We start from the raw sequence: 26,665 nt of genomic DNA, 5'->3' as shown, positions 1-26,665 counted from the left end.
TCCGCGGACCGACCCGCGCAGGCTGCCCTGACCTCTCGAGAGCAACGAGGAGACCCTGAGCGGTTTGGTCGGGTCGTATCTGACGCCGATCACCATTTGTACTTCAACGAACCCACCACCGTTCGCCCCTGACCGAAGTAGCAATAACCGCCATTGCACACCTGCTCCTCGCGGTTGGCAAGGTTCGTTGCGCTGACCATGAGCGAGAGCCCCTTCAGGTCCGGCGACTTGGCACCGAAGTCGTAAGAAAGTGAAGCATCCAGGTAGCCAACGCCCCCATTCTTAGCCGTGTTGTAGTCGTCGGTGTAAGACGTACTGACGGCACGAACACCCCCGCCGATGCTGAGGCCGCCGATGACGGAATCTTCCGGCACATCATAATTCACCCAAAGCGAGGCCGTATGCCGCGGTGTTGTCGTCGGCGTGTTGCCGATGAGCGAACCATCGAGATTGTCGGTGATTTCCCCGTGGGTATACGTGTAGGCGGCAATCACGCTGATACCATTGTCGAACGCCCTCCGGCCCTCGACCTCGAACCCGGTATAGGTATTTTCGCCCGAGTTCTCGTAGACATAGAGCGGGCCGGAGACGCCGGCATACTGGGGTTGGCCGGTTTCAACGAGGTGATAGACAGCGCTGCTGAGCGAGAAATTCCCGCCGTCCGGCTGGTATTTTATACCGGCTTCGACCTGGCGGCCTTCCGTCGGATCAAGCACACCACCCCCGGCGGAGCGCTGGGTCGAGGGCACAAAGGAAGTTCCGTAGCTCACGTAAGGGGCAAGACCATTGTCGAAGAGATAAAGGAGCCCGACCTGGCCGGACAGTGCACCTTCACTTTTCTCGGCACCCGTACCCGCCACTTTGTCCGTGGTCTCCTGATGCAGCCAGTCGTAACGCAGACCTCCCACGAAGCGCCAGTTTCCGATCTCGGCTTGCTCCTGCGCGTAGATCCCTGTCTGGCGAAGGTCGTTGCCGGTAAAGCCGGTCAGAGCCGGAGACGGTGCGCTGGTTATATCCTCCGGTAGCGTGGATCCATATCCATCGGCAAAGTCGGAAGTGACGCCCGTGTAATCCAGTCCCCCAAGAACAGTATGGGACACAGCACCAGTGTCGAACTTGGCCTGTAGTTGGTTGTCGATTTGGTAGGCCCGCACATCTTCAGTCACCGCGGCGGTGCCCCAAGGCGCGGCCGACGCGCTGAACATCGTCGTACGGTCAACATAGCGCGCTTCGAGGTCGAGGTCGCTCACGCGTGCGTTCTGCCGAAACGTCAGACCGTTTTCGAACTCATGTTCAAACTGGTAGCCAAGCTGGTACTGGCGAACCTTTTGATAATCGTAATCCGGATCGCTTACGCGGAAGATCTTGCCGTCGTTTTTGAAGGTCCAGGCACTGGCCTCTCCCTCGCTTTTCTGCGCCAGTCCGTAAACCGTCAGCTTCGTGCTGTCGGTTGGCGCCCAGGAAAAGGACGGCTGGAGCAGGTAGCGGTCGTCCGCGATTTCATTATTGGTTTCTCCCTCACGGGCCAGCCCAACGACGCGGTAGAACAGATCGTCACTTTCGCCAACCGGACCGCCAAAATCGAAGGCGGCTTGCTTGCGACCAACCGTGCCGTATTGCACCTCGACCTCGTGATGGGCTTCCTCAAGCGGCAATTTGGAAATCTTGTTGACGATGCCCGCCGCGCTTGCGGCTCCATACATGACGGATACCGGACCTTTGAGCACTTCTACTCGATCGAGCGTATAGATTTCGGTTGTGAACGTGCCGTAGGTCATCACCGGCTGGCGCAGGCCGTCACGGAAATCGCCGCTCGTGGTCGTCTCGATACCACGAATATAGACCTGATCGAACCGCGGATCGAAACCGAATCCACCCGTGTTTACGCCGGAACTGTAGCGCGTTGCCTGGATCAAATCGGTTGCGCCACGTTGTTCGATTTCCTCGCGGGTCACCACCGAAATCGAGCGGGGTGTTTCGACGAGCGGCGTATCTGTCTTCAAGGCAGACATCGCACGCGTCGGTACGATCGTATCATTGTCTTCGCTGATGGTTTGCCCAGCGCCTGTAATGACAATTGGGGCGAGGGTCGTATTAACAGGAGTATCTTGCGCAAGAGCCGCACTCGGTGCCCATACAGCCACCAAACCGAAAAAGGCAGTAGAGTGTTGGAGCATGCGGCAAAAAGGATGCCGAGTGAACAAGAACGCCATTGCCTGACCCTTTGTCTGAAAACTGAAAACTTTCGCAGCGACCCAAGAGGTTGCGGATTTGAAGGCGTCGCGAAGACAGCACTACGCTGCCAGGGGTGACACCTATAAAAGCCAGATTTCGCGCAATCAATAAATGTGGAGAACAATTGTCATGTATTGTGGGATCGTTGTCAAAATTGCAACAGGCCTCCGCAGATCGTATTGCGTCTGAGATCCGCTCACTGACAACGGACTTTCAGCCAGTGTCGTCGTAATCGAAAATAGCTGGTCAGCTCGCAGATCTCGAAAAGATTTGAACTACCAAACCAATATCTCTGGCACTAGGAGATGACGGCGAACAATGCCACTTAGCTTTCGAGCAAGCGGTATGAGCCGAAGCGCCTCAAGCTGGCTGAAGATCTCTAAGTTAACTCTGCCGTATATCGCTCCGCAGTATCGCTCATTCATTCCGAGCCTACTGGACGTGGCATGGCCTATTCACCAACGCTCAGTCCCAGGCGGACCTTTGAACGGGCCAGCAACGCCTGAGGTGATCCATCCGCCGTAGAACGTCCCGGCCTGGGGCACTACGGCCTCGCCGTCTACGAGGCACAAGTCCATGGCCTGCGGATAGAAGGCAATGAAATCATTAATCAGGGCAAAGGATGGCCTGGGATGCGAATAGGCCCAGGCCGCGCTTCGGCTCCTTGTAACCTGATTGAATATCGAAATAGCGCGCCTGTCCTTTCCACTCGCAGATCGACCTGCTGCTGCCCTCACGGAGCATAGAGAGATCTACGTCGGCGGGCGGAAAATAATAGGTCGGCGGGTGGCTTGTTTCGATCGTGCGCACTGCGGCCGTGGTCTCCGCGAGAAATTGGCCGTTGTAGATGATCTTCAAATAATTGCGCACCGGCTGGGCGATGCTCGGCCTCGGGAAGGACCAACACTCTCCTGTCCGGGCAGGTTGGGTCTGGAACCGGATGAGTAAGCCTTACCATGATGTCCTCCAGTCCGAGCCAGCATGCGGTAGCAGCGGTTAACTGCAAGGCTGGAACAGCTTCGCAGAATGGCTATATTTCTCGTTCTCATGCCTCGCCGTCGCAACAAGACGCCTTGAACCAATTCGAACCGCGGACCCGTTGCTCTTTGCCGTGACGACAAATTTTAGCTCGTTGGCAAAGTGTCTGGCCATTCCTGCGCTCCATGGAGGACGCGAAGAATACGGACCGCTGTTTCGGAAATTGCATATGCCGCGACGTACGGCGTGCCGCTAATGACCAGTTCGCGGGTGCCGGCAATTCTGCCAACACGACCGCTCGCGGGAAAATCCCTCAACCGGCGGACGGCGGCAACGATCCGCTCATCGACCAGAATGGCCGCTGACGGACTCTCTAATTCGATATACGTAAAGATGGCGTCGCGATCGGATAGCGCGAACGCAGACCAGGTAAGCTTCACGCTTTGCGCTCACCTGCGTTGAGACGGGCTGCCGCTCGGCGTTTAGCGAAATGCAACTCGACTTCATCGTCCGAAACGTCCGGTCGAGTATCGTTTAGCGCTTCAAGTACCTTGGTGCGAAACCAAGCGTCATGCGCCTCACTGCCAGAAAGAAGTTCCAGCGGCAGCGCACCCTCGTTGGCCGTCCGGGTGAGTAATATACGGACCGCGTCCGAGACGGTCAGTCCCATATTTCCAAGCACCGCTGAGGCACGATCCCGGACCTCGGCGTCAATACGAGTTTGTACCAGTGCATTTGCCGCCATAACCAATCTCCACTTTGGCCAAGATCATAATTCATATGAATGACAAACGCCATAGCTAGTAGGGCTGCCGTCGCCAGTTCTCGTTTCACTCACTGCTCTTGAGCACCTGGCCCCAAATGCTTGCAGCTGTGGCAAAACCATTTGTTAAATATCCGCTCCTATTCCGGCCCGCCCTCGGCACTGGTGTCGAGAAAATGGAATAAGAGCATGGCAAAAAACAATCTTTCAACTCATCACTTTCAACGAAAAATCTCTGATTTCTGCGAAGTGCGCCTTGCGCCAATCGCCTCAAAGCGGATGCTGGAATGCATTCGGCCCTACCTCATAAGTCTCGTCGTCCACCGCCAGCCGCCCCCGATCGCGAACGGCCGCATTGACTGGACGATCATTGGCCAGGCATGCGGGATTGAAGGCGAATTGACGGCTGAGTTGAAGAAGGCGCTCCGTCCGGGCCTGGACGCTATTATCCGCTGGCTCGGAGCGCCACCTGCCGCTGAGGACATACGGTCCACAAGACAACGTGCGAAATCGAACAATGCTGTTCGCCGCAAGCTGGAAACTGCGACGTTCTCCAAACCACGAAAGATCCTCTCCGATACGCCCCCTGTTCAATCTTCGTCGGTGCCCAGAGGGCCAGAACCGAAGCCGATCAGTCCCTTCCCTGAGCCATTGTTCGAGGCGACCAATGATCCGGCCAGCTTTCACGATGCGCTCATTTATCAGATGCGCCGGTTCGGGGAGAGTTATTGGCAGCTCTATCGCGCCGTGGTTCGATTGGGCGAGACCTTCGATGAAAAGACGCTACTGTCCTGGATACAGGGCAAGCGCGTGCCGCGATCTCTGACAAGCTTCGAGATTCTGTCCCGCATCGAACGGCGTTATAGGCTGGCGCAAGGCTATTTCAAAGCGAAGTTGCCGCACCAATCCCGCTCCCTGTATGGCCATGATATGGGTGACATCAGCGCTGCGGAACGTCGACGGCTTGCATGGCATCTTCCGGACGATTTCAGCAGCCTGACGTTCTCCAAGCGGGAGGAGATCATCGAGTGGGTGCGCAGGGTCATCATCTCGGGCTCAACAGACTATCGCCGCTATCAGGCGGCGGCGAGTAAGCAGCGTTATGCAATTCGGTTCCCAGGCGTGACCTATGGCGGAGGAGCTCTGTCCCCACGATCGCAAATCAATCCAAACAGCACGGGCCACAATTCGGAAACCTTTGAAGATCCAGATCTCCTGTCAGGCGTCGTCGATGCGCCACCACGGCTGGCTATGGAGATGGCCGATCTGATCCGCTTCAAGACATCGACGCTGACAGCTATCGGCTTTCAACGAAATGGAGTTTGGGGAGAGGAAACCGCGTCTCAGAAGGTCGAGCATCTCGGCCTCATGTTCGGCGCGCTCGCCGCCTCGCCTGCCGGCGTCGTCAAAGGGCGCGGCGTGCCCCTCAGCCAACTGACCTTTGGACTGCTGATCTTCCCAGGCGTCTGGGATTGGTACCTGCAATGGCGCGAGCAGCGGCGTGGCTTTTATACAAAATGGGAAGAAGACATGTTGATGGTGGCAATGGCACTGACCCGTGCCGAAGTCGGCTGGATACGACAGCATCCGGAACTTTTGAAGAAAGTTCAGCCAATCGAAGGGCTGATCGCGTCCGAGGAGATAGAGTTTGCGGCGCGCGACTGGCACGGCGCATGCGATGCATTCCATCGGCACGCCGCCAATCGCTCGAAGGAAATTCAGCGGGTCATGCGTGTGCATCGCGACCCGTTCGAGCCGATCATGGTGATCCTAGAGGCGGACAGCCCGCTGGCAGAATATCGCAGGATCACAGACGAGATCCTGAAGCGAATGCCGGACGAAAACCGCTATCCTCGGCCGGCCGCAGAGGCCGTACGATCGTTCCTGTTGCTCCGTCTCGGCCTGCATCTGGGACTTCGGCAAAAGAACCTTCGACAGCTTCGCTTGTGCCCGCGCGGGCATTTTCCTACATCAGAGCGACGGCTGGAAGACATGAAATGCGGTGAGCTACGCTGGAGCGATCGAGAGAACGGATGGGAGGTACTCATTCCATCGGTCGCCTTCAAGAACTCAGGCTCATCCTTCTTCGGACAAAAGCCGTTTCGGCTGATCCTGCCGGATCTGCTCGACCTCTACAAATACCTTGAGGCCTATATCGATCGACATCGCGGTGTTCTGCTCGGTCCGGCAAAGGATCCCGGCACCTTGTTCGTCAAGACGGTGAAGACAACCAGTCTGGACGCAGCATACGATTCCACTAAATTCTACGAAGCCTGGCGAACAGTGATCCAACGTTATGGGATTTACAACCCCTACACCGACCGCGGCGCCATAAAGGGCCTGCTGCCGCACGGACCGCATAACCTTAGAGATATTCTAGCAACGCATATCCTCAAACAGACCGGATCCTACGAGCAGGCCAGTTATGCCATACAGGACACACCGGATGTCGTTCAGCAGCACTACGGTCGCTTCCTACCCCAAGACAAGGCGGCACTTGCGGCGAAAATTCTCAATCAGGTTTGGGAAGCTGCATAACTAGTAAGTTGAATAGCTGATCCACATCGCCCAGGCAGATGCGGAAACGATCTCCGCGTCTGCCTGGGCGTCAGTCGTCTTCGCCTTGATGAGGTTCGAAGTTTTGGGAGCCGCGTTATGATGTTCGAACCGTTCCGACGCGTTGAACGGCTCTGACCCCATGACCGGTCGATTGGACTGCTCATCTAGATCAACAAACCAGTATCTACTGTAACTTCAGCTTCCTCCCAGATCTGCGTGCTGCTAGGACAGTCGGAGCGACTTTTGACTGCTGTGCAATCTTGACGTCGACTTCTGTCTGCATGATCAAGCGCTGGTGAAGAGCTCGCCGGTGTAGAACTTCTCCGGCGCCAGCGGGTCCTTGACCGTGCCGAAATCCTGGAACATCTTGTTGAAATCAGCCAGCCATCTGTTGACCGTGCCGTCCTTGGTAAAGCCTTCAAGTTCCTTGGATGTCAGCATCTTGCGGCTGCGGGCAACCTTGTCGGTTGCTTCCTTCGGTGCGTTGAGAAACGCCGTGGTGATCTCGATCGAGTGATCGAGATTGGCGACGCGGTAATCCATCGCCTTCTTCATCACCCGCAGGAATTTCTTCACCAAGTCCGGGTTCTGTTCGACGATTTCGTTGCGTGCCACAAACGTGTTGATGAAGGACGTCTGCGGATAGAAGTCCTGGTTAGAGGCTAGTTCCTTCATGTCGGGCACGCGCGGCTTGATCGTGTCGATCAGCGGGTACCAGATGCCTGCGCCATCGATTTGTTTCGACGTGAATGCCGCGACAACCGTCGACGGGTCCATCGGCACCATCTGGATGTCGGCGATCGTCATGCCGGCTTTTGTCAGCGCCATGCGCAAGATCATATCGCCAGACGTTCCCTGAGGAACGCCGACCTTCTTACCCTTGAGATCGGCCATCGACGCGATACCGGCCTGGGCGATAACGCGGTCAGAAAAGCCGATATCGTTGACGCCAACCACCTTTGCGCGGCCACTCGCTGGCAACCAGAGGGCGCCGGGGCCGATCGTCCCGAAATTCAGGCTGCCCGCACCCATCGCCTGGATCTGTATCGGACCATTGGTAAACACCTTGACCGTCGGCTCAAGACCTTCCGCCTCCCACAGTTTCTGGTCCTTGGCAATTGCCAGCACACTGGCATTCGGGAAATCGGCGATATAACCGATCGTCATCTCGGCGGACTGGGCACGGGCCCGGCCGCCTATGGAAAATACGCTGGCGCCGGCAAGTGCGGCGCCCGTTACCATAAGATTTCGTCTCGTCAGCATGGTCATTCCTCCTTTGACGGGCTGCAACGCTTCATAGGCAAGGATCAGGCGGCTGCGGCAGGGTGATACACCGCCCGCCAGACCTCGTTGCGCAATTCGGAAAATTCAGACGACAGACGCATGTCCTCGGTGCGAGGATAGGGCAGGTCGACATTGACGATCTTGTGAAGCCGACCCGGCCGAGCTGCCATGACAACGACACGGCTCGCGAGATAGACGGCCTCGTCGACATCATGGGTAATGAACATCACCGTGCGCCGTTCCTTGCTCCACATCGTCAGCAACTGATCCTGAAGCTGCACGCGGGTCAAAGCATCGAGCGCTCCAAACGGCTCGTCCATGAGCAAGATCTTCGGATTGACCGCATAGGCACGGGCAATCGCGCAGCGTTGCTTCATGCCGCCAGACAGAGTCTTCGGCAGTGAATTGGCAAAGTCGGTCAGCCCGACAAGGGCGATGAAATGATCGGCGATCCGCCGCCGCTCATCCCGTTTGTGGCCGGCAATCTTCAGGCCGAACTCAACATTCTGCCGCACAGTCAGCCACGGAAAAAGCGCATATTGCTGAAAGATCACGCCGCGTTCCGGTCCCGGCCCACTGACTGGCGTGTCGTCGACCAGAACCTGTCCGGAAGACGGCGCGGTCAGGCCGGCAGCAATATTCATCGCCGTCGACTTGCCACACCCGGAGGGTCCGACGACGGTGATGAACTCGCCATCCTTGATATCAAGGTTCAGACCTTCGAGTGCCGTAAACGCTGGCCGACCGGCGATATCAAACGTCTTGTTGACGTTTTTGAATGAGATTTTCGGGGTCATAGCTTCTCCTGCCAGGCGGTCAGCACACTGTCGATCGCCATGACGATGCGATCCATGATCAGTCCAAGAAGACCGATCGAGATAAGGCTGACGAAAATGGTCGCCAGGTCGTAGTAGAGTTGTGCCTGCTGCATCCGGAAACCGAGGCCCGACTGTGCTGCGATCAGCTCGGCAGCCACCACGGTCGACCACGAAGAACCAAGACCGATACGCACCCCCACCATGATATAAGGCAGCGAAGCCGGCACAATGACGCGTCGGAAGATGGTAAAATCGTTGGCGCCCAGCACCCGCGCCGCGTTGATCATCGTCCTGTCGACGCTGATGACGCCCTGATAGGTGGCGACGACGGAAGACAGGAAAGACGCGAGGAAGATGACGAAGATCTTCGGCGTCTCGTCGATGCCCATCGTCACGATTGCCAGCGGAATGATGGCAAGTGGGGGAATGGTGCGGAAGAACTGGACGTAGGGCTCGATGATGGCGCGGGCGACTTTGTACCAGCCCATCAGGAAGCCGACCGGAATTGCAACGAGAATGCCGAGCGCGAAACCGGTAAAGACGCGGCCGAGGCTTGCCAGCGCGTCGGACCATAGAAGGCCGCTTTGCGCTTGGATCACAGCTTGTCTGGCGACCGCCAGCGGTGTCGGTAGCCCGACAACGCCATAGGCTGTTACCAGGGCCCACATCGAGATACCGAAAACGACGGCAACGATGTTGATCATCAGCATTGTGAGTGGACCCGAACGCCGAGGCACAACACCTGCTCTATCCGATGTGTTTTCGTTCTCTATAACTGCCAAGACCACTCCTCCCGAGCATTCGGCCAGTCCGTCATCCGGTCAGCGCGCCGCCGCCATAACATCCCGAGTCTTGAAATTTGATTCGATTAGCCAGTCGCGCATCACGTCCAAAAGCTCGCGCTTGCGATCCTGATAGTCTGAATCGCTCCAGAGGTTTCTAACCTCCTTCGGATCATTCTCGAGGTCGAACAACTGTCCGTCGGTCGAGCCCTTGAAATGAACCAGTTTCCATCTGTCGCTGCGCACACCGGTCATGAATTCGACGCCGCCGGCCATTGCCACGTCGCCGATCTGCTCGCAGAAGACGTGCGTGCGGGGCGTCCAGTCCCTGCCTTCCAATGCAGGCCGCAGGCTTTTCGCTTCAAAAGTCTCCGGCGGCGTGATGCCGGCATAGTCGAGAATGGTCGGCCCCAGGTCGAAAAGCTGGCAGAGCCCGTCCACGGTTCGGCCGCCCTCGAACCGGCCGGCAGTCGACCAGATGACCGTCGGAACGCGGGTCACGATATCGTACATCGACCATTTCTGGATTAGCCCATGTTCGCCAAGGCACTCCCCATGATCCGAGGTGAAGATGACGATCGCGTCCTCGAGATATCCACGCTCTTTCAATGAGGCGAGCAGTTCGCCGACCTTTTCGTCGATCAGCGTCACATTGCCGAGATAGTGAGCCCACAGCCGCTGCATCTGGTCTTCGCTCGGATCCAGGCTCCAGACGACGGAATCATGGTCAACCTCGACATCGTGCTGACGCTTGTCCTTCAGCTCCTGATGCAGGCCTTCGAGTTCCTCTTTCGTCGGCTTCGGCAGCGGCAGGTCGTTGCGCTTCAAATAACGCTCGGTATAGCGCGCCGGCGGATCGAACGGCGGATGGGGGCCGGGGAAGCCGACCTGCAAGAACAATGGCTCTGTCGGCGGATAGGTCTCGACCCACCACTTCGCCATGTCGCCGACGAAGGCATCGGAATGCATGTTTTCTGGAAGCTCCCAGTCAAAACATCCAAGCCGCTCTCGATAGTCCGCACGCTCGCGGTAGAATTCGCGCTGCTGCTTGACGAGCCCTTGAGCGGCGAGCGCCTTGTCCCACTCGTCAAAGTACCAACGTCCTTCCATGTAGCGGTCCTTGTTTTCCACGACGTAACGCTCGTGGAAACCGCTGTCCGAATTATAGGGGATGGTGTGCATCTTGCCGACATTGACGCAGCGATAACCGGCGTCGCGCAGGCTCTCGACCCAGGTCCGCTGCCATTTCTGACCGTTGGCGAGAACGCCGGTCGTATGCGGGTAATAGCCGGTAAACAGGCTTGCGCGTGACGGCACGCAACTCGGCGCGGTGATGTGGCAGTCGGTCAGCGCCACACCTTTCTCGATCATCGCATCGATATTCGGCGTGTGTGCGTAAGGGTAACCGAGCGCCGAAATGGAATCGTAGCGCTGCTGGTCGGTCATGATCAAAATGATGTTCGGCCTGTCAGCCATCAAACAGCTCCTCCCCGCTGCAGCGACACCGCGCGGCGGACATTTCCGGCAAGCGAAGGATCCTTCTCCCTCTTTCGCTTGCCTCCAAAACCAATAGATGACACAAAGTTATCGATAACGCAACGATCACTATCGTTGCTCGAATGACGTAAGTTGGGAGGTTTTGGACCCATGACGATCAACAGCAATGCCGAAGACGGTGACGACGACCGGGGTGCGAACGGGAGGACGGATCGCGGCTCCCCAACGCTCGCCTCGATCGCGGAACGCGTGGGCGTTTCCGTCAACACGGTATCGCGCGCACTGCGGGCGCCTAACACGGTACGGGTCGAACTGCGCAAACGCATCAAGACTGCAATGGAAGAGCTGAATTACGTTCCGAACCGTCTGGCCGGTGGCCTGTCCGGCGCGCGCACCGATATCGTCGGCGTCGTGGTGACCTCGCTGTATTATTCAGAATTTGCCAGCATCATCGATACGCTGCAGTCATCCCTGCTCGAACACGACCTTCAGGTCATGCTTGCCAATACCCGCTACAATCCCGACCAGGAGTTGAAACTGGTCCGCTCGATCCTGAGCTGGCGGCCGGCGGCCGTGGCAATCATCGGCATCGACCATCCGCCAAAAGTGGTCGAGCTCCTGAAGTCCTCCGGCATTCCGATCATAGAGATGTGGGATACCAGCGGCCCGGTAATCGACACGGCGATCGGTTTCGACCACCAGGCGGTGGGGGCAGCCCAGGCCCTCCATCTGATCGATCGCGGCTACCGAAAACTCGCCTTCGTCGGCAGCCTGCGTGAAAACGACCGGCGCGCGCGAAAACGTCTTTTCGGCCTCGAAACCGAAGCGGTCAAAGCCGGGATTGCACCGGTCGTCACCTGCACAGAACCGATAGGTGGCAGCCCCGATCTCGGCGAAAAGCTGGCGCTTGACCTGCTCCAGACCCATCCCGGCATCGATGCCATCGTCTGCAACAGCGACGTCGTTGCTTTCGGCGTGATGCGCAGCCTGAGAAAGCTTGGCAAACGCGTGCCCGAGGACATCGGCGTGATCGCCTTCGGCGACAACGAAGCCGCCGCCTGCATCACTCCGCCGCTGACCACCATCCGTCCCGATCGCGAACGGATCGGTCGCCTGACCGCCGATGCCATCGTCGCCCGCATCAACGGCGGCGAACCGCAGACGACGATCGTCGACTGGAAACTCGTTGCCCGCCAGAGCACACAACGCGATACGGTTCGGGCAGAGGAGAAAGACGGCTAGGCGCCGTCCTGCCGCGATCTGTTTTCTCGCGTGCGACTGGAATTGGCGCCAAGGCGCACACTCGCAAGCGTCCACCCTTGCGTCTTCAGCGAGCTTTCGATGCGCCAAGCCAAGATCGCGTTGATCAGTTCCTGCTTCACGGCCTGGTGCGCTGGGTTGGACCAGAGATTGTTGACCTCCGTCGGATCGTCGTCCATGTCGAACAACTGGCCTTCGTCGCTGTCGACGAAATGCACGAGCTTGTGGCGCCGGCTGCGGATCATCGTCATGAACGTCGTTCCGCTGAATATGCGGTCGCCGGCATGTTCGGAAAAGACGTATCGTCGGGGCTCGCACTCCTCACCGCGCAGATAAGGCATCAGCGACTGTGCCTCCATCCAGTCCGGCACCGGCACGCCAGCCATGTCCAGAACAGTCGGAGCAAAGTCAAAGAGCGAGACGAGATCGTCGACCACCCTGCCCTCGGCCACCCGCCCCGGCGCCCAGACAATTGCCGGCACGCGGACACTGTGCTCGTACATCGACCATTTCTGGCTGTGTCCGTGATCGTTTAGGCTGTCGCCGTGGTCCGACGTGAAGATGATGATCGTGTCGTCCAGTACGCCGCGCCGCTCGACGGCCTCAAACAGTTTGCCCATCTGCGCGTCGATCATAGAAACATTGGCGAAATAGTGCTGCCGCTGGCGGCGCGTCTGTTCCCTTGTCGGCTCGGCTAGATGCACGACGGCATCGTGGTCGACCGCCAGATGCTGATCGCGCAGCACTTTCAGCGCCGCCGGCTGGGCCGCGATGTCATCCTTGCTGAGAATAGGTTCCGGCAGCTCGGCATCCGCATAGATGTCGAGAAATTCCTGGGTCGGATCATAGGGCGGGTGCGGCCCGGGGATACCGATCTGCAGAAAGAAAGGTTCATTGCCGGTGTAGGTATCGAGCCACATCTGGGCGAGCGCCGAGACGAAGTTGTCGGAATGCAGGTCCTCGGGCAGGTTCCAGACGAAGGCGCCGAGCGACGAGCGGTAATCCTCCCGCCGACGATAGGTGACACGGCTCGGCTTTTCAAAGCCGCGCGTCCAGATCGCCTTGTCCCACTGGTCGAGGAAAAACGGGAGCCGCGGCGTGGCACGGTCTTTGTTTTCCACTACGTGCCGCTCGTGAAACCCGAACGAATCCTCGAAGGGAGACGTGTGCATCTTGCCGACGTTGACGCAGCGGTATCCCGCCTCGGCCATCAGTTGCACCCAGCTGAACGCCCACGGCTCGTCATTGCGGAACACGCCGTTGGTATGCGGATACACACCTGTAAACAGGCTTGCGCGCGACGGCGCGCAGGAGGGCGAGGTGACGTAGGTCTGGCGGAAATAGGTGCCTTCCCTGACCATCCGGTCGAGATTGGGCGTCTTCATATAGGGAAAGCCGCCGGCAGCAATTGTGTCGAACCGCTGCTGGTCGGTGATGACAAAGATGATGTTCGGCTTTTTCTTCTCGTTTGACATGATGTTTCTCCCAGTCCGACACCCGCTTACAGCCCGAGCGACCGCAAGCCTTTCACTCTCAACAAGCAGCTGTTCTCATCTGCCGAAAACTCTAGTACCAAATATGATGCTGCGCCCGATGCGGACGCAAGCAATGCCGGCGAGCAGGAGGAGGACCAATGGCGACCGTTCTGATCACCGGGTGCGATCGCGGGCTTGGCGAAGAATTCGCGCTTCAATACGCGGCCAAAGGCGATCGTGTCATCGCCACTTGCCTTGATCCCGACGCTTTCGGCGAACGGCACAAACATCTCCGCACTTTGGAAACCGTCAAGCTGGACGTGACCGACGAAGCATCGGTCCTCCGCCTTGCTGCGGAGCTGGACGGCGTTGCGATCGACGTGCTGGTCAACAATGCCGGCATTCCGGGCCCGCATCCGGACTTGCACGAAACGGACCTCGTGCTCTGGCGAAACATGCTGGAAGTCAATCTGATCGCGCCTTTCGTCGTCACAAGGGCCTTCACCGAGCACGTTGCCCGCAGCGAGCGCAAGGTGATCGCTTTTATAACAAGCCGCATGGGGTCGATCGGGCTCAACAATACAGCTAGCGCCTACGCCTATCGATCCAGCAAGGCAGGCCTCAACATGGTCATGAAGAGCCTTGCCATCGATCTCGCGCCCCGCCAAATCTGCGTGCTTGGCCTTCACCCCGGCAAAGTCGCCCGTCAAGGGGACGGCGGACTGAGCAAATCCGAGAGCATCGTGCGGATGCGCGAGGTCATCGATCATTCCGGCCCGCACCAGACAGGCAGCTTCTACAATTACAATGGCCAGATCCTCCCTTGGTAAAAGTCACGGTTACGGCAGCACGTCATAGGCGACACGGAAACCCGTATTGCTCGAAGCACTGTCGGCCGATAGGCCCATGCGGGCAGCTATTCGATAGCGATAGCAGTAGCTCTTGTGGCACAAGAAAGAGCCACCTTTCAGAACCTTGTCAGCGGACTTTTTCGCCTGGTCGTTGCGAAGCTTCGCAGCCTTGGAGAGCGACCGCACTTTGAAGGCATCCGCGGTCCATTCCCAGACGTTACCGGAAAGGTTGTAGAAACCTGCTTCTGATGGTTCGAAGCTGCGTGCCGGCGCCGTGCCGAAGTAGCCGTCAACCATCGTATTGTGGTTCGGAAACCGGCCCTGCCAGATATTGCAGAAACTCAGATCGTCGCTCGGCTCAATGTCGCCCCAGGGATACCGGCGCCTCCGGTTGCCGCCGCGTGCGGCATGTTCCCATTCGGCTTCGGTAGGCAGTCGGCCACCTACCCATGCGGCAAATGCCATCGCATCATGCCAGGAGACGTGCGTTACTGGATGATCCAGACGGTCCTCGATCGAGCTGCCTGGCCCTTCTGGTTGATTCCAGGTCGCGCCGTCGACGCGTGTCCACCAGGGGGTGTTGACGACATCTCCAGTAGCGAGGGACTGGTTTTTGAGGAGTGGGGAGAACACCGCCGACATGCCGAACCGCTCCGATTCCGTCACATGGCCCGTCGCCTCGATGAAGTCGGAAAACCGGGCGAGCGTGACGGTTTCGACCTCAAGATGGAAATCCTGCAGCAAGACCCTCCGCTCCGGACCTTCACCATCAGCGGCGATGACGGGATCATGGGTACCGACGAAGCTCTCTGCTCCCTTCACCGCAATCGTCTGGCCAGGGCAACCTCGAACCGTGAAACTTTTGGCTCCTGCCGCCGCCTGGCCGTCCCCGGCTCGCGCCGCTACCGAACAACATCCACTCATGTGTCCCTCCTAGAAAGCGGTTCGACCCGCCTTAAACTGCGAAACCTGTATCAGCCCTTGAGGCCGACAGCGCAATACTCATCCAGAGCTGGCTCGGGCAGTTTGCATAGCCGGGAAAAGTGGAATGTCTGCCTGTCCTCGCCCTAAATGCCGGGAACAGGACATATCGATACGAGACGACCGCGCGGGGACCATAGCCCGGCTTTCAAGGCAAAGATGGCGCTCGCTGCGATCCGTGGCGAGCAGACGCTGGTGGAATTGTCCCAGCAGTTTGACGTGCATGCGAACCTAATCAAGCAATGGAAAGACCAGACTGCGCGAAGAGATCACCAGCACCATCGTCACAGCAGGAAAGCAAAAGATCAGCTTTACCACCAGCGTTGGGTGCAAATTGGGGACCACTTCAGCACGCGCTTTGGAGGATGTCATCCATCGTGCAGATACTGCTCTATACGAGGCAAAGACAAGCGAGCGCAACTGTGTGACAATGGACGGCGTTGCTGCCGAAAGCCAACGAACGGCCGCTTGAGATCATTGCACCTCATTATCGGTGTGAAAATAGTGACTTAATTTCGGGTGGACCGCCACCCTTCCAGCGTAGTGAACATTCACGATTGCAGTGCGAGGGCGTGGCGTCACCCAAAAGGCAGGCCTCTTGCCGCGCCCGCTGACCTGCTCATCTTGAATTGCGAGCCTGTTTTGGTTTGTCAGATGGCGATGCCTGTAAAGTTGCTTCGAATAGCGGCGAAAGTGCCGCCCAGAACGAAGCGTCGTTGGTTATTGCCGTTCGGACAGCCTGCGTCATCCTGTGTGTGCCAGTTCCCTGACGCATCACCCCCCCGACTGAGAGACACCATGCAATTGACTCACCAACGTCCGGTGAAAAAATTGTTTCTAGTGGAACGTGACAGACCTTCTCGCCTTGAGGGGGTTCGACACACGACCCTCTTATTTGAATATAGCTGACGCGCTGAACTTCCACAGCGGGACCGTCGTTTGTCTTAAAAGGGTCGGCGGATATGGGGCCGCAAGCGTACTGTCCGATGATGGGTGCCGAACGGCGAAAACCGGACATCTACGTAAGCGGTGATGTGTTCCGCGTTTGGCCCAAAGCGGACATTGCGCATGATAAATACGCTATATCATTGATAAAATCTCGGAGACACATTCAACCGGCGAGGAACGGTACACCGGCGATGGTGTTTGTTTCTCGAAGCCTGGAACTTCCCACCGTCCAAAAAGACGGTGATCTTCCAGCGTTGTTAAGGTGGTGCGGATCGGCACCATTGCTCAAATGCAGCGCTACGATTTCAAAAGATGGTTCCGCGGCGATCGCCAGGCTTGCCTATCTGCTCGCAGTCCATAATGGACCGTTTCCACGTCGGTCCACGGCATTGACCTCCGCATGTGCCGCGATAAACCTTCCCACAATCTCAAGGTGCCCGTTTTGAGCGGCAACGTGCAGAGTGGTAAACCCATCTTGGTCTGAGGCGGAAGGGCTGTCAGCACAACGCAACTCGGCGTGTAACGCTTCATAGTTCCCCTCGGTAGCGTGATGCCAGAGGGCATTTCTACCATACTCATCGACGTTAGCCCGTGTTTTTCTCCACGGCCAGATCGCCATTTTTACCTCTAAAATACATTCATGTGGAGTGTGCACATTGCGTCGCGACTGTGGCCCATAAAGTATCAGCAATCCTCCACTAAGCAGGCGGCTGCATTAGCTCTATGGTGATACCATCCGGGCCGGAGATGTACGCGACCATTGTTCCGCATCGGGGGCCGGCTGGTATCGGCTGCGGCGAACCGATCACTGCCCACCCCGCCGTCTCAACCCGCGCGATCGCCGTGCGGATATCCTTAACCGTGAAGGCGATATGAGCGGCGCCGATCGCACCCGCGCTACGAGGTGTCTGGCCCAGCGTACGGCCTGTCGAATACTCGAGAAGCTCGATAGGGTAGCCATTTGGAGCCGTCACCAGCGCCATTCGGCAACGGGGGTCGTCAACCCCCGTAGCCTCCCGTAGAAACTCCCCACCCATCTCTCCTCGGCGAGCAAGGTCGAAACCCATCGCCTCAGTCCAGAACTGGATCGCCTCCTCCAACGAGGCGACCGAGAATCCCGTGTGGTCCACAGCTATTACGCCGGCATCTTCGGCCATCTTTAATCCTCACATATCTACCAGTTACGTCTGCCCGATCTAGCGACGGCTCGATAGCCTTGCGAACTTTCTTTCGTCTCTCGACACCGTTCGGAGCATCACTTCACGTCAAATAATTCAGCCAACTGAAGATAATAAGTCGCATGTTCCGCCTACCATCGAATTGAGAATTAACCCAGCCAGCAAAAGCAGGGACGGAGTATCCACCGGAGGGCTTTGGCGGGAATTCGTTATGCCAGGCCCAAAAACTACTCCTTTTGTCCTTCAGCAGGTCCAAATTTCTTTCTTCGGTGAAAGGCGGAAGATATCGTTCTTTTTGACGAGCGAAACTCTGATGTTCCCGCTCAGCCTTGTGCAGGCACCATCGTATCAGTGGTGGCTTTCTCTTTCCTCTGCTGCGTATCCAAACACCAGAACACACGACTATCTGTGCGACGACCTTGCAAATTAATGAATATCGAACGGTCCCGTTGGATAGCCGCGAGTTTCGTAGACACCCTCCGGTTACGTTTTCTGCTGCTTTTCGAACTCGACGGGCGACAGCATCCCGTTTCTGACATGTTTGCGCTTCGGGTTGTAGAACATCTCGATATAGTCGAACACGTCCTGCCTGGCTTCGTCTCTTGAGCGATAGACCTTCCGGCGTATCCGCTCCCGCTTCAACAGATTGAAGAAGCTCTCAGCGACGGCATTGTCATGGCAGTTGCCCCGTCGGCTCATCGAATGAACCAGATTGTGGTGCTTCAGGAACGCTGCCCAGTCCATACTGGTGAATTGCGATCCCTGATCCGAATGCACTAGAACCTTTTCCTTTGGCTTTCGCCTCCAGACAGCCATCAGCAACGCCTGCAGCACGACATCCGTTGTCTGACGGCTCTGCATCGACCAGCCGATAACACGGCGGGAATAGAGATCGATCACCACCGCGAGATAGGCGAAGCCTTCGTTGGTCCGGATGTAGGTGATGTCCGTGACCCACGCCTTGTCCGGAGCAGCAACGTCGAATTGACGGTCCAGAGTGTTGTCGACGACAATGGAAGGCCATTGTCGCCGAACGTTTCGGTGATGGCGTGACCCGACCCGTGGCCCGCCGGACGGCAGGCCTAGAGACCTTAGTTTGGTGAGGACGACTTAAGACCTGGAGGCCCCGACAGCTGTAAGGCTTTAGCAGTTAACTAACGCTGCCGCGCCTTGCGATTTGCGTATCGGCGATCGCGCTCGGCTTTCCGTTCAGCTTCATCTTTAACAACGCGCGCAACGAGTTCGTCCTCAGTCGCTTTACGTGTCTCTATTTGTGCTTCCGCGGTAGCTTTTGCGTCGGAAGCCACTGCCTCTAGCCGGAGCCGCTCTTCGAATCTGATGCGATCTCGTTCAACGCGGCGAGCTTCACGAGCTTCAACAATGGAGACACGCTCAGCCTGTCTGGCAACTCGCGAAAGTTCGATGGAGCTCTGCGCTTCACGGTAGGCATTGAGGAGGGATGCCTTCGCGTCAGCCGCTGCTGAGCGACGGTCGGCAAGCTCGTTGTTTCTTGAGTGTTTCAAATCGTTTCCTTATTGGGTATTAAGCGTCTGTCAGCTTACTGCCATGCATTCGTAAACAGGAATGGACTCTAGTGGCCAAAGCTCGATCTAATACAGGCTATGTATAGTAACGGTTTGCCATCGCTTCCTGCATTACCTGCTGAGAAGAGCGTTGAGCGAATCGACGCGGCACCGGCAAACGCCGAAGGCGATCACGTGCTTCTGGCACATTTGCTAGATCTTTTTTCAGTGGTGATGGAGTCTGACAGATGAGGCAAGCCGCAACGCCTGGCTTTAAGCTAATAACGTAGTTACAACAAAATCCGAACAGTCCGTGAACGACGAAAAAGGATTACGTGGACTGCAAGTTGCAAGCCGACATCTTACCGGATTTAGCATCGCGCTCGAGCTCAAAAGAGACCTTTTGACCTTCCACGAGTTCGCGCATACCTGCACGTTCTACAGCCGAGATGTGAACGAAGGCGTCAGCGCCGCCGTTGTCGGGCTCGATAAAGCCGAAACCTTTGGTGGAATTAAACCATTTTACTGTGCCAGTGGTCATAGCGAAGCCTTTCAAAGCAAAGAGTGAGCCGCGCAGCAGGTGCTGTGCAGATGAGGACCGAATATTTTTGAAAGAGAAGTTCGCTCAAAGCGCGGTGCCAGTCGCGCGGTAGACAAAGCTCGGCAAGCAAAAGATCGATCAGTCATTCCTAAGGGCTAGAAGCTTTTGCGTCAACATTTAGTTTCCGGCAGCGGACCGGTACAGTGCGGAAGGCGGACAAGGATTCCCCTGCTGGACACGTTCGGCGCTTCCATGTGAGCAGCGGCTTCGTTCTGACCCTTATAAGGTGGCGGACGCCATCCTTGCATGCGCGACCGAAGGATACCCTCCGCTGCGGATAACGCGCGACTCTACCGCCTACATCGGTTTGTGATCCGTCCTACAAACTTGACTTGCCTAACTAGAGGTCCTGAAGGATGTCACAACGGCTAGCGACAGCCTGACCGGATGCGAGGCTAGACAGGGGCAGTATGCCTACTGGCACAGATCAGTGCGTGGCAGTTCTCCTTCACAAGATGCCTCTCTCCAGTGCTGCAAACGGACTGGCGGCAGCAACAGTTGGATAGGGTTTTCCAATGGCGGTTATCTCTGCAGCTGCCGCTTACACAGCCAACGGTAGGCTCTACGTCACTGTATCCATGGAGAACGTCGCGGCTCAGCTCAGTGTGGGTCACGACGATCTAACCTTTTAAGAAGTACTGTCCGCGCATTCGGCTCTCGCGCATGACTATTACTAAAGCAGTTATCTGAGGTCATTTGGTCATTTTTAGCTTATGAGCTCGGCATATTCTTGATCCTCTGCCACCGTTTTGGCGAAGCAATCGTTGCTAATACCAACGGCTGCACAATCCTCCCAAGCCGCTGAGACGACAGCGTACTTTAGAATTTCGTATTTTAGAGTGTCTTAATGTTTCTTAAACCTCGGCGTATCAATGTCTAAACGCTTCGAGTCGTGAGAGGTAAGAGGCAGTTGGTGGGCTGGCTTCAATCAGCACGGGCGAGCCTACCTTCTTAATCAATATCTACGTCCTTAAAGAACTTGTCCCTGCCAGGCTCATTGGCTCTTCCCGGCGTTTTCAGGCGAGGATCACTGTGGCCGCAACATGGGCCGCCGAGGCCCGCTGGTCTTGAATGACTCGTCCCCCTGCGGAGACCGATATGGTCGTCGAGATAGCGAAAGGAAAGTGCCACGGCTCGAGGAGGCATGTAAGGCCTCAATCTCATTGCCACCGAAGCATTTGTTTTGATTTGGTGGCAGGGGTAGCATGACGCGCAGTCAAATAGGTGAGGCGCCATTGGGTGATTATCAAGGAGCATGTCCGCGAGGGGTATAGCACGTTCTTGGTGCCGGGTCGGGTTTGCGTTGAACGACAGAATTGCCTGTGAGGCTAAGACTACTATCCACAATGCATGGTTAAGGATCTGAGCTGGCAGCCTTCCAGCCTCCGAGAAAGCAATTGCGATGATACTAAAACTGCAGAACACCATTTTGGAAATGATCGCCCGCGGCGAAGCTTTGCAGGCAACGATCGAGCGGCTGTGTGTCGAAACTGAAGCCTTGCTCATCGGGACGGTGTGTTCAGTGTTGTTAGTTCGCGATGAACGTCTTCAAGCTCTCGCTGGCCCATCACTCCCGCAATCTTTTCAAGAAGCCTTGGATGGTTTGCCGATCGGGGGTTTTATTGGGTCCTGCGACACTACAGCTTTTCAAGGGGAAGCGGTGACCGTCACAGAGATCGAACATGATCCTCTTTGGGCAGGCTTTAACGCCATAGCACTCCCGCTCGGCTTCAAAGCACGCTGGTCGACGCCGATTTGCAGTGGCGGCCGCGTCGTCGCGACGTTTACTTTTTACTTTCAGGACTGCCGAGGCCCAAACGAGCTAGAACAGCGCATAGTCAACGCGTGCACTCATCTTTGTTCTATCGCCATAGAGCGAGATGATAGGGTTCGGGAGCGCCAGCGCCTGACTTATACTGACGTACTGACCGGGCTTCCTAACCGGGCAGCGTTCAATCAGGTTCTTTCAGCGCTAGCCGGGCGCGCAGGGGGCGGTTGGGCCGTAATCCTAGCGGACCTGGATAATCTCAAAGTCATCAACGATACATTCGGACACGGCGCCGGTGACGAACTCATACAGATCGTTGCAAAAAGGATAGACGCTGTAGCCGGCACGGGTCGTGCGTTCAGGATCGGTGGCGACGAATTCGCAGTCGTTGTTGAGAGCGACACTACGTCTCCGCTTTCGACTTTAGCAGGGAGGCTCCTTGAGGCCATCAAGGGGCAAGCGCATTGCGGCGACCACGTTGTCCTCCCCAGCGCCACGCTAGGCGGGTGTGTCGCGAGCCGAGATGAGCCTGCCGATCAAGTGCGCCAAGGCGCTGATGTCGCGTTGTACCATGCTAAAGAGCGCAGTCGCGGCCAATTCGTCGAACACCGACCTGGGCTTGGAACGGCACTAACGCGGCGCTTTCGGGCGATCCGAGACGTTAGTCTCGCACTCGTTGAAAAGCGAATACATCCTTACTACCAACCAATCGTACGGCTCGATTCGGGTGAAGTGGTAGGGTTCGAAGCGTTGTGTCGGATGTCGAAAGCCTCAGGTGACATCATCGCGGCTGCCAATTTCCACGAAGCAACCAAAGATGCCCATGTCGCTGCCGAACTAACCCAGTGCATGCTCCAACGTGTCGCGCGTGATATGCGCAGCTGGCTCAACAGGGGCCTTCCTCTCCAGCACGTTGGCATCAATCTTTCTGCTGCTGATTTTCATGCGGGTCGGCTACAGGAGAGGATCTGTACAGTCTTCGCGGACGCCGGCGTCCCGCTTGATCATGTCATCCTTGAGGTGACCGAGTCCGTCTATCTCGGCCACCGCGATCATGTGGTTGCCGACGAAATCAAACTGCTTCGCAGCTGCGGAATGCGCGTCGCGCTCGACGACTTTGTCACAGGGTTCGCATCACTCACTCATCTCCTGACGGTCCCGGTCGACATCATCAAGATCGACAAATCTTTCGTCGACAGGTTGACGCCTGATGACGGGGCTGTCGTTATAGTCGAAGGGCTGGTCAGCATAGCAAACAAGTTGGGTCTGAGGGTTGTCGCTGAAGGGATCGAAACGGATCTCCAGCTCGAGCAACTCGTGTCGTTCGGCTGCAAACTTGGACAAGGATACTTATTCTCCAGGGCCGTTGATGCAGATGCTGCTGCAAGCCTAATGGCCCTCTACGGTCAGCATGGAGGAAATGATCACGAACCGCTTAGAGCCTGATTGGCCGTTTGCCGTCAGTTTGCAGAGTGAGTAGTGTCCATATTTCTTCGAAATAGCCGGTTCCAGTATGCCTGACCGAGACGGACCAAAGCACAAAGTGCAACTGTGTTGCAGACAAAAAGATCATCGGCAACATCAACGAGCGCGACGCCGGCACGCCATTCTTGTTGACTGGCCACAAACAGACTTACCGACCAGGATGTCGCAACGTTGCGCCATCTAGTAAATGAGGGAATGAGGAGAAGACCCTTTTGTGCCCTAACGTCTGATCTTGCCTATCTGCAAGCATGGTAGCTGGCGGCGATTGGTAGACTTCTGCCTCGGCCGGCCCGAAGCTTTGCTCCTAAAATTTGTCGCACATCATTTGTGGGACCCGGAGAAGCGCGAAACCGATCCGGATCACGGGATGCCAGCAGAGGTCGAGCAGAATCTCCGTAGCCAAGGTTTCTAAAGTCGGCAGGCCCGCATCCCCCGATACCGAGCGCCGGCCCCTCGCAACGTGGGCGACGCCCACGAAGTGGCGCGGACTAACCCACGTCTTCGCCTCCCCTGCCCTTTAGCTCGCGATACGGCCCACCCCGAGACAACGTCGCCGAAAGAGCAACAAGGATGTCACCGGCGATGTCGTCGGCAAGATTTTGGCAACCCGCATCGCCGACTGGCGACTAGCCGAAGAGGGCAGGCCACCGAAATTTCGTCGCGCATTGAGACGATCCGCTTGAAAGCCACCAGGATGTCGCTGAGCCCCTTCGCGACAGTGCTTGAGACCCTCGCTCAGAATGGCCATTGCGGCGTTCCTATGAATCCATCATAAGAGCTTAAATGCCGGGCGGGGCTAAGTGTCCTTACCGTACCGTTGAGACAGCGAAACCAAGCCGATGACACTCAGCATGATGGGCAGATGACCGAAAAGATCGTGATCACCAGTGACCGCACTGCTCAGGTGACGGATCTTGAAACCGGCAGCGAATTTATCCTCAACAAGGGGGTGACGCTAAGCACAGCCGCGACGGCGATAGTGGCGACCGGCGTGGCGACGCAGCGCGACTTCTACATCAACGGCACGGTGCTTTCCGCTTCCAGCTATGCCTTCCAGTTCGGCACAACCGCGGTGACCGACAGCCAAAGCCAGTTCGTGGTCGGCGCGTCCGGTGTGGTCAACGGCCAGGACTACGGCCTGAAGATCGACAGCGGCGGACTGGAGCTCATCAATGACGGCACGGTGGCGGCACGCCTGACCGCGATCGCAGTTGCTGCAACGGCGACGACAATCGTCAATACCGGCCTGATCGAATCCTCTGCCGGTATCGGCATCGCCGTGTCCGGCAGCGACGCGGAAATCATCAATCACGGCACCACGCATGCGGCGCTGGATGTGGTGCAACTGCGCGGCGCCTCGGCCATTCTCACCAACAATGGCGAGTTACGCTCCGACAAGGGCTCGGCGATCGTGTCCAGCGGCAAATCGGCGGTTTTGACCAATCACGGAACCGCGACTGGCACCGGGACCACCATCGCATCATCCGGAGCCAACGCTGTCATCACCAATGACGGCACGGTCATCTCGACGAAGGGCGGCGCGATCACGGCGACCGGCGCTGCGGCGATCATCACCAATAGCGGCGAGATCACCGCTCTGAAGAACGCCATCACGCTCACCGGAGATCACGGCAAGATCACCAATAACGGTCTGATCAAGGCCTCCGGCTATGCGATTGCCGTTTCGGCCGACGATACGATCGTTACCAACAACAAGACCATGACGGCGGCGGGCGGCATCCAGGTCGGTGGCGCCGGTGAAACCGTTACCAATTACGGTACGATCACAGGCACCCAGGCATCTCTGGCGACGATCGATTTTTCGGGTGCGAGCAACGCGGCGCTGCAGAACAGCGGCCTGATCAAATCGGCGGGCACCGCATTTCTGGGCGGCAACAGCGCTGACACGCTCTTCAACAAGGGCACCATCACCGGCGACATCAAGCTGGGCAATGGCAACGACTATTTCGACGGCACCGGCGGCAAGGTCAACGGCACGATCTATGGCGGCAACGGCAACGACGTCTATGTGATCAGCGACGTGAAGATCAAGCTTTCCGAGAATGCCGGCGGCGGCACCGACCTCGTCAAATCGGCGGTGTCGTTAACGCTGGGCAACAATTTCGAGAACCTGACGCTGAACGGCGCTTCGGCCATCAACGCCACCGGCAATGCGCTGGCAAACCAACTCCACGGCAATAGCGGCAAGAACGTCATAGACGGCAAGGCAGGCAACGATATCATCTGGGGCCATGGCGGCGCCGATACCCTGACCGGCGGCGCGGGCGCCGACCAGTTCGTGTTTGCCACCAAGGACGGCAGGGACACGATCATCGATTTTGTCGCGACCGGCTCGAAGCACGACATCCTCGACCTCACTGGTCTTGGCAGCATCATCGACTACAAGGACCTGGTCCAGCACCATATGAAACAGGTCGGGCACGATGTTTACATCGATGGCCTGAACGGCGACAGCATCCTGTTGCAGAACGTAAAGCTCGCGGCCCTCGATGTGGGCGATTTCCTGTTCTAAGTTGTGACGGTCCGCGGCAGCGGCGCAGCCAAATTCTGTGAGTAGCCACCGGTATGCACCGATGGCTCAATAAGGGCCTCTCATTCCAGCATCTCGGAATTAACTTGTCGGGCGCGACTTCCATGCCGGCGCCAGTTTGATCCATATTTGTCGATGCAAATGTTCCACTGCGGCAGGTCGCTTTGTAAGTTACAGAGATCGAACCATTGTAGGCCTAGTTTGGGCCGTGGCTTGGAGCGGCTGATTTGATGTCGTCGGTCCGGCATATCCTGTAGTTACTTGGTGACGTGCCCAGCCTCGCCATGAAGACTTGGCGCATGTTCGCTTGGCTCCCGAGACCGCTCAGCTGCGCGACTTCCTTGATCTTCCGGTCGGTGGTGGTCAGAAGGTTGCATGCACGATTGAGGCGTATGCTGAGAATGTAGTTTCCGATCGTCTGCCCCGTCTTTTCCTTGAAGGTGCGTGAGAGTGTTCTTTCCGTCATTGACACCATCTTCGCCAGAGTGCCGACGCTGAGGTTTTCATTCGGGTTTTCTTGAACCCAATCCTGAACTCTATCAATTGGCGTCTTACGGCGCGTTGCCGGCGTCGGAGCGATGAGTTTTTCCATCCGCTCGATCACGCCCAGCCGGCGGGCCAGTTCATGTGCGAATGCCGGCCCAAAATCCTCCTCGACAAGTGTAAGAACGATGTTGCGTGCTTGGATTGACGAGGCCCAAGTCGACAGCGAGCCGGAGTGACAGCTATCCGCAAAGGGCTCGATGGCTATGCTGTTTCCGAGCATCATGACCTTTGGAACGTCTGCGGCTTCGCAAGCGACTTTCCCTCCCGCAGCAAGGCCACAGGCCGCCGCCAGCACTACACCATTGCCCCATGCCAGGACCCGCTGAAGATGGGGGCGGGCCTTAAACAATCCAGCATATCCAGCATCAGTTGTTGGACGGGAGTTGCGGTCTGCGGGTGGCATTAGGATAGCGCCGACCTCTTGGGGGAGATCCTCAATACCGTGTGCCGGGGTGCAGCTCAACCAAGTGGCGAAGGTGAAAATATCGTTCGCCGAGAGTGAAAAGCTTACCAGCTTATAGATTTCACCCTCCGCCAACAGGTTTGCCATATCGAAACACCTCGCGAGGTCCGCTATCTCCT

Annotated in this window: 21 protein-coding genes and 3 pseudogenes; 8 read left to right on the top strand and 16 right to left on the bottom strand. The window is 57.2% G+C overall.

The window, feature by feature from the left end:
* Positions 1-89: 89 nt before the first annotated feature.
* From AC0JZ8_RS00505 to AC0JZ8_RS00490, 4 genes are all read right to left on the bottom strand, one after another.
* Entirely contained in the window at positions 90-2,213 is a 2,124-nt protein-coding gene (locus AC0JZ8_RS00505; protein WP_471891317.1) for a TonB-dependent siderophore receptor, read from the bottom strand.
* 628 nt (positions 2,214-2,841) lie between these two features.
* Positions 2,842-3,093, bottom strand: coding sequence for a DUF427 domain-containing protein (locus AC0JZ8_RS00500; RefSeq protein ID WP_471891316.1), 252 nt, complete (start codon positions 3,091-3,093; stop codon positions 2,842-2,844).
* 266 nt (positions 3,094-3,359) lie between these two features.
* Positions 3,360-3,653, bottom strand: a complete 294-nt coding sequence (locus AC0JZ8_RS00495) for a type II toxin-antitoxin system mRNA interferase toxin, RelE/StbE family (protein WP_184656067.1) — start codon at positions 3,651-3,653, stop codon at positions 3,360-3,362.
* Positions 3,650-3,958 carry a type II toxin-antitoxin system RelB/DinJ family antitoxin gene (locus tag AC0JZ8_RS00490; protein ID WP_092665447.1) on the bottom strand — a complete coding sequence of 103 codons (309 nt, stop codon included), beginning with the start codon at positions 3,956-3,958 and terminating at the stop codon, positions 3,650-3,652. Before AC0JZ8_RS00490 ends, AC0JZ8_RS00495 begins: the two co-directional genes overlap by 4 nt.
* 207 nt (positions 3,959-4,165) lie before the next feature.
* Between AC0JZ8_RS00490 and AC0JZ8_RS00485 the strand changes: the two genes are divergently transcribed.
* Positions 4,166-6,514 carry a hypothetical protein gene (locus AC0JZ8_RS00485; RefSeq protein WP_471891315.1) on the top strand — a complete coding sequence of 783 codons (2,349 nt, stop codon included), beginning with the start codon at positions 4,166-4,168 and terminating at the stop codon, positions 6,512-6,514.
* A gap of 306 nt (positions 6,515-6,820) precedes the next feature.
* Here AC0JZ8_RS00485 and AC0JZ8_RS00480 read toward each other — a convergent pair whose 3' ends face one another.
* The 4 genes from AC0JZ8_RS00480 to AC0JZ8_RS00465 form a co-directional block, all read right to left on the bottom strand.
* Entirely contained in the window at positions 6,821-7,795 is a 975-nt protein-coding gene (locus AC0JZ8_RS00480; protein ID WP_471891489.1) for an aliphatic sulfonate ABC transporter substrate-binding protein, read from the bottom strand.
* A 47-nt stretch (positions 7,796-7,842) separates the two neighbouring features.
* Positions 7,843-8,616 (bottom strand): ABC transporter ATP-binding protein, encoded by a 774-nt coding sequence (locus tag AC0JZ8_RS00475; RefSeq protein WP_471891314.1) that lies wholly within the window; start codon positions 8,614-8,616, stop codon positions 7,843-7,845.
* The gene (locus AC0JZ8_RS00470; protein ID WP_192079016.1) at positions 8,613-9,347 is read right to left on the bottom strand and encodes an ABC transporter permease; all 735 of its coding nucleotides are present in this window, start codon (positions 9,345-9,347) and stop codon (positions 8,613-8,615) included. Before AC0JZ8_RS00470 ends, AC0JZ8_RS00475 begins: the two co-directional genes overlap by 4 nt.
* 111 nt (positions 9,348-9,458) lie before the next feature.
* Positions 9,459-10,895, bottom strand: coding sequence for a sulfatase family protein (locus AC0JZ8_RS00465; protein ID WP_471891313.1), 1,437 nt, complete (start codon positions 10,893-10,895; stop codon positions 9,459-9,461).
* A gap of 171 nt (positions 10,896-11,066) precedes the next feature.
* Here AC0JZ8_RS00465 and AC0JZ8_RS00460 point away from each other — a divergent pair, with 171 nt between their 5' ends.
* Positions 11,067-12,158: a LacI family DNA-binding transcriptional regulator gene (locus tag AC0JZ8_RS00460; protein ID WP_471891312.1), complete on the top strand. Its 1,092-nt coding sequence runs from the start codon at positions 11,067-11,069 to the stop codon at positions 12,156-12,158.
* Here the strand turns inward: AC0JZ8_RS00460 and AC0JZ8_RS00455 are convergent.
* Complete coding sequence (locus tag AC0JZ8_RS00455) at positions 12,155-13,651, bottom strand: sulfatase family protein (RefSeq protein ID WP_471891311.1); 1,497 nt, start codon at positions 13,649-13,651, stop codon at positions 12,155-12,157. The genes AC0JZ8_RS00460 and AC0JZ8_RS00455 overlap by 4 nt on opposite strands.
* A gap of 158 nt (positions 13,652-13,809) precedes the next feature.
* On the opposite strand from AC0JZ8_RS00455, the gene AC0JZ8_RS00450 reads away from it, so the two are divergent.
* Positions 13,810-14,481, top strand: coding sequence for an SDR family oxidoreductase (locus AC0JZ8_RS00450; RefSeq protein ID WP_092665464.1), 672 nt, complete (start codon positions 13,810-13,812; stop codon positions 14,479-14,481).
* A 9-nt stretch (positions 14,482-14,490) separates the two neighbouring features.
* On the opposite strand, the gene AC0JZ8_RS00445 is transcribed toward AC0JZ8_RS00450, so the two are convergent.
* Positions 14,491-15,324: a formylglycine-generating enzyme family protein gene (locus AC0JZ8_RS00445; protein WP_471891310.1), complete on the bottom strand. Its 834-nt coding sequence runs from the start codon at positions 15,322-15,324 to the stop codon at positions 14,491-14,493.
* A gap of 249 nt (positions 15,325-15,573) precedes the next feature.
* Between AC0JZ8_RS00445 and AC0JZ8_RS00440 the strand changes: the two are divergent.
* Positions 15,574-15,738 (top strand): annotated as a pseudogene (locus AC0JZ8_RS00440) (transposase); the annotation flags it as partial.
* Position 15,739: 1 nt separating this feature from the next.
* On the top strand, positions 15,740-15,955 hold the full coding sequence (locus AC0JZ8_RS00435) for a diguanylate cyclase domain-containing protein (RefSeq protein WP_092665494.1): 216 nt from the start codon (positions 15,740-15,742) through the stop codon (positions 15,953-15,955).
* 816 nt (positions 15,956-16,771) lie between these two features.
* On the opposite strand, the gene AC0JZ8_RS00430 is transcribed toward AC0JZ8_RS00435, so the two are convergent.
* The 5 genes and pseudogenes from AC0JZ8_RS00430 to AC0JZ8_RS00410 all read right to left on the bottom strand — a co-directional run bounded on the left by AC0JZ8_RS00430 (position 16,772) and on the right by AC0JZ8_RS00410 (position 19,673).
* Positions 16,772-17,050 carry an ankyrin repeat domain-containing protein gene (locus tag AC0JZ8_RS00430; RefSeq protein WP_471891309.1) on the bottom strand — a complete coding sequence of 93 codons (279 nt, stop codon included), beginning with the start codon at positions 17,048-17,050 and terminating at the stop codon, positions 16,772-16,774.
* A 79-nt stretch (positions 17,051-17,129) separates the two neighbouring features.
* Positions 17,130-17,561: a VOC family protein gene (locus tag AC0JZ8_RS00425; protein ID WP_471891308.1), complete on the bottom strand. Its 432-nt coding sequence runs from the start codon at positions 17,559-17,561 to the stop codon at positions 17,130-17,132.
* Between the two features lie 531 nt (positions 17,562-18,092).
* Positions 18,093-18,671: pseudogene (locus tag AC0JZ8_RS00420) on the bottom strand (IS3 family transposase); the annotation flags it as partial.
* A 92-nt stretch (positions 18,672-18,763) separates the two neighbouring features.
* Positions 18,764-19,132: a DUF6481 family protein gene (locus AC0JZ8_RS00415; protein ID WP_092665472.1), complete on the bottom strand. Its 369-nt coding sequence runs from the start codon at positions 19,130-19,132 to the stop codon at positions 18,764-18,766.
* A gap of 331 nt (positions 19,133-19,463) precedes the next feature.
* Positions 19,464-19,673 carry a cold-shock protein gene (locus tag AC0JZ8_RS00410; protein ID WP_092665474.1) on the bottom strand — a complete coding sequence of 70 codons (210 nt, stop codon included), beginning with the start codon at positions 19,671-19,673 and terminating at the stop codon, positions 19,464-19,466.
* Positions 19,674-21,135: 1,462 nt separating this feature from the next.
* Here AC0JZ8_RS00410 and AC0JZ8_RS00405 point away from each other — a divergent pair.
* From AC0JZ8_RS00405 to AC0JZ8_RS00395, 3 genes and pseudogenes are all read left to right on the top strand, one after another.
* Positions 21,136-22,947 carry a putative bifunctional diguanylate cyclase/phosphodiesterase gene (locus AC0JZ8_RS00405; protein ID WP_471891307.1) on the top strand — a complete coding sequence of 604 codons (1,812 nt, stop codon included), beginning with the start codon at positions 21,136-21,138 and terminating at the stop codon, positions 22,945-22,947.
* Positions 22,948-23,181: 234 nt separating this feature from the next.
* A pseudogene (locus tag AC0JZ8_RS00400) lies at positions 23,182-23,606 on the top strand (integrase); the annotation flags it as partial.
* A gap of 242 nt (positions 23,607-23,848) precedes the next feature.
* Entirely contained in the window at positions 23,849-25,519 is a 1,671-nt protein-coding gene (locus AC0JZ8_RS00395; protein ID WP_471891306.1) for a calcium-binding protein, read from the top strand.
* A gap of 214 nt (positions 25,520-25,733) precedes the next feature.
* On the opposite strand, the gene AC0JZ8_RS00390 is transcribed toward AC0JZ8_RS00395, so the two are convergent.
* Positions 25,734-26,633, bottom strand: a complete 900-nt coding sequence (locus AC0JZ8_RS00390) for a helix-turn-helix domain-containing protein (RefSeq protein ID WP_175487309.1) — start codon at positions 26,631-26,633, stop codon at positions 25,734-25,736.
* Between the last annotated feature and the right edge of the window lie 32 nt (positions 26,634-26,665).

It is taken from the genome of Velazquezella soli (assembly GCF_977018685.1).
Note: the sequence above shows the minus strand (reverse complement) of the source record. Positions and strands in the feature narration are given on the sequence as shown.

What these genes read in the sequence shown, in the direction of transcription:
- AC0JZ8_RS00505 (WP_471891317.1), bottom strand. Translation starts at nt 2,213, where the DNA reads ATGGCGTTCTTGTTCACTCGGCATCCTTTTTGCCGCATGCTCCAACAC.
- AC0JZ8_RS00490 (WP_092665447.1), bottom strand. Translation starts at nt 3,958, where the DNA reads ATGGCGGCAAATGCACTGGTACAAACTCGTATTGACGCCGAGGTCCGG.
- AC0JZ8_RS00485 (WP_471891315.1), top strand. Translation starts at nt 4,166, where the DNA reads ATGGCAAAAAACAATCTTTCAACTCATCACTTTCAACGAAAAATCTCT.
- AC0JZ8_RS00475 (WP_471891314.1), bottom strand. Translation starts at nt 8,616, where the DNA reads ATGACCCCGAAAATCTCATTCAAAAACGTCAACAAGACGTTTGATATC.
- AC0JZ8_RS00470 (WP_192079016.1), bottom strand. Translation starts at nt 9,347, where the DNA reads ATGCTGATGATCAACATCGTTGCCGTCGTTTTCGGTATCTCGATGTGG.
- AC0JZ8_RS00465 (WP_471891313.1), bottom strand. Translation starts at nt 10,895, where the DNA reads ATGGCTGACAGGCCGAACATCATTTTGATCATGACCGACCAGCAGCGC.
- AC0JZ8_RS00460 (WP_471891312.1), top strand. Translation starts at nt 11,067, where the DNA reads ATGACGATCAACAGCAATGCCGAAGACGGTGACGACGACCGGGGTGCG.
- AC0JZ8_RS00455 (WP_471891311.1), bottom strand. Translation starts at nt 13,651, where the DNA reads ATGTCAAACGAGAAGAAAAAGCCGAACATCATCTTTGTCATCACCGAC.
- AC0JZ8_RS00450 (WP_092665464.1), top strand. Translation starts at nt 13,810, where the DNA reads ATGGCGACCGTTCTGATCACCGGGTGCGATCGCGGGCTTGGCGAAGAA.
- AC0JZ8_RS00430 (WP_471891309.1), bottom strand. Translation starts at nt 17,050, where the DNA reads ATGGCGATCTGGCCGTGGAGAAAAACACGGGCTAACGTCGATGAGTAT.
- AC0JZ8_RS00410 (WP_092665474.1), bottom strand. Translation starts at nt 19,673, where the DNA reads ATGACCACTGGCACAGTAAAATGGTTTAATTCCACCAAAGGTTTCGGC.
- AC0JZ8_RS00405 (WP_471891307.1), top strand. Translation starts at nt 21,136, where the DNA reads ATGATACTAAAACTGCAGAACACCATTTTGGAAATGATCGCCCGCGGC.
- AC0JZ8_RS00395 (WP_471891306.1), top strand. Translation starts at nt 23,849, where the DNA reads ATGACCGAAAAGATCGTGATCACCAGTGACCGCACTGCTCAGGTGACG.
- AC0JZ8_RS00390 (WP_175487309.1), bottom strand. Translation starts at nt 26,633, where the DNA reads ATGGCAAACCTGTTGGCGGAGGGTGAAATCTATAAGCTGGTAAGCTTT.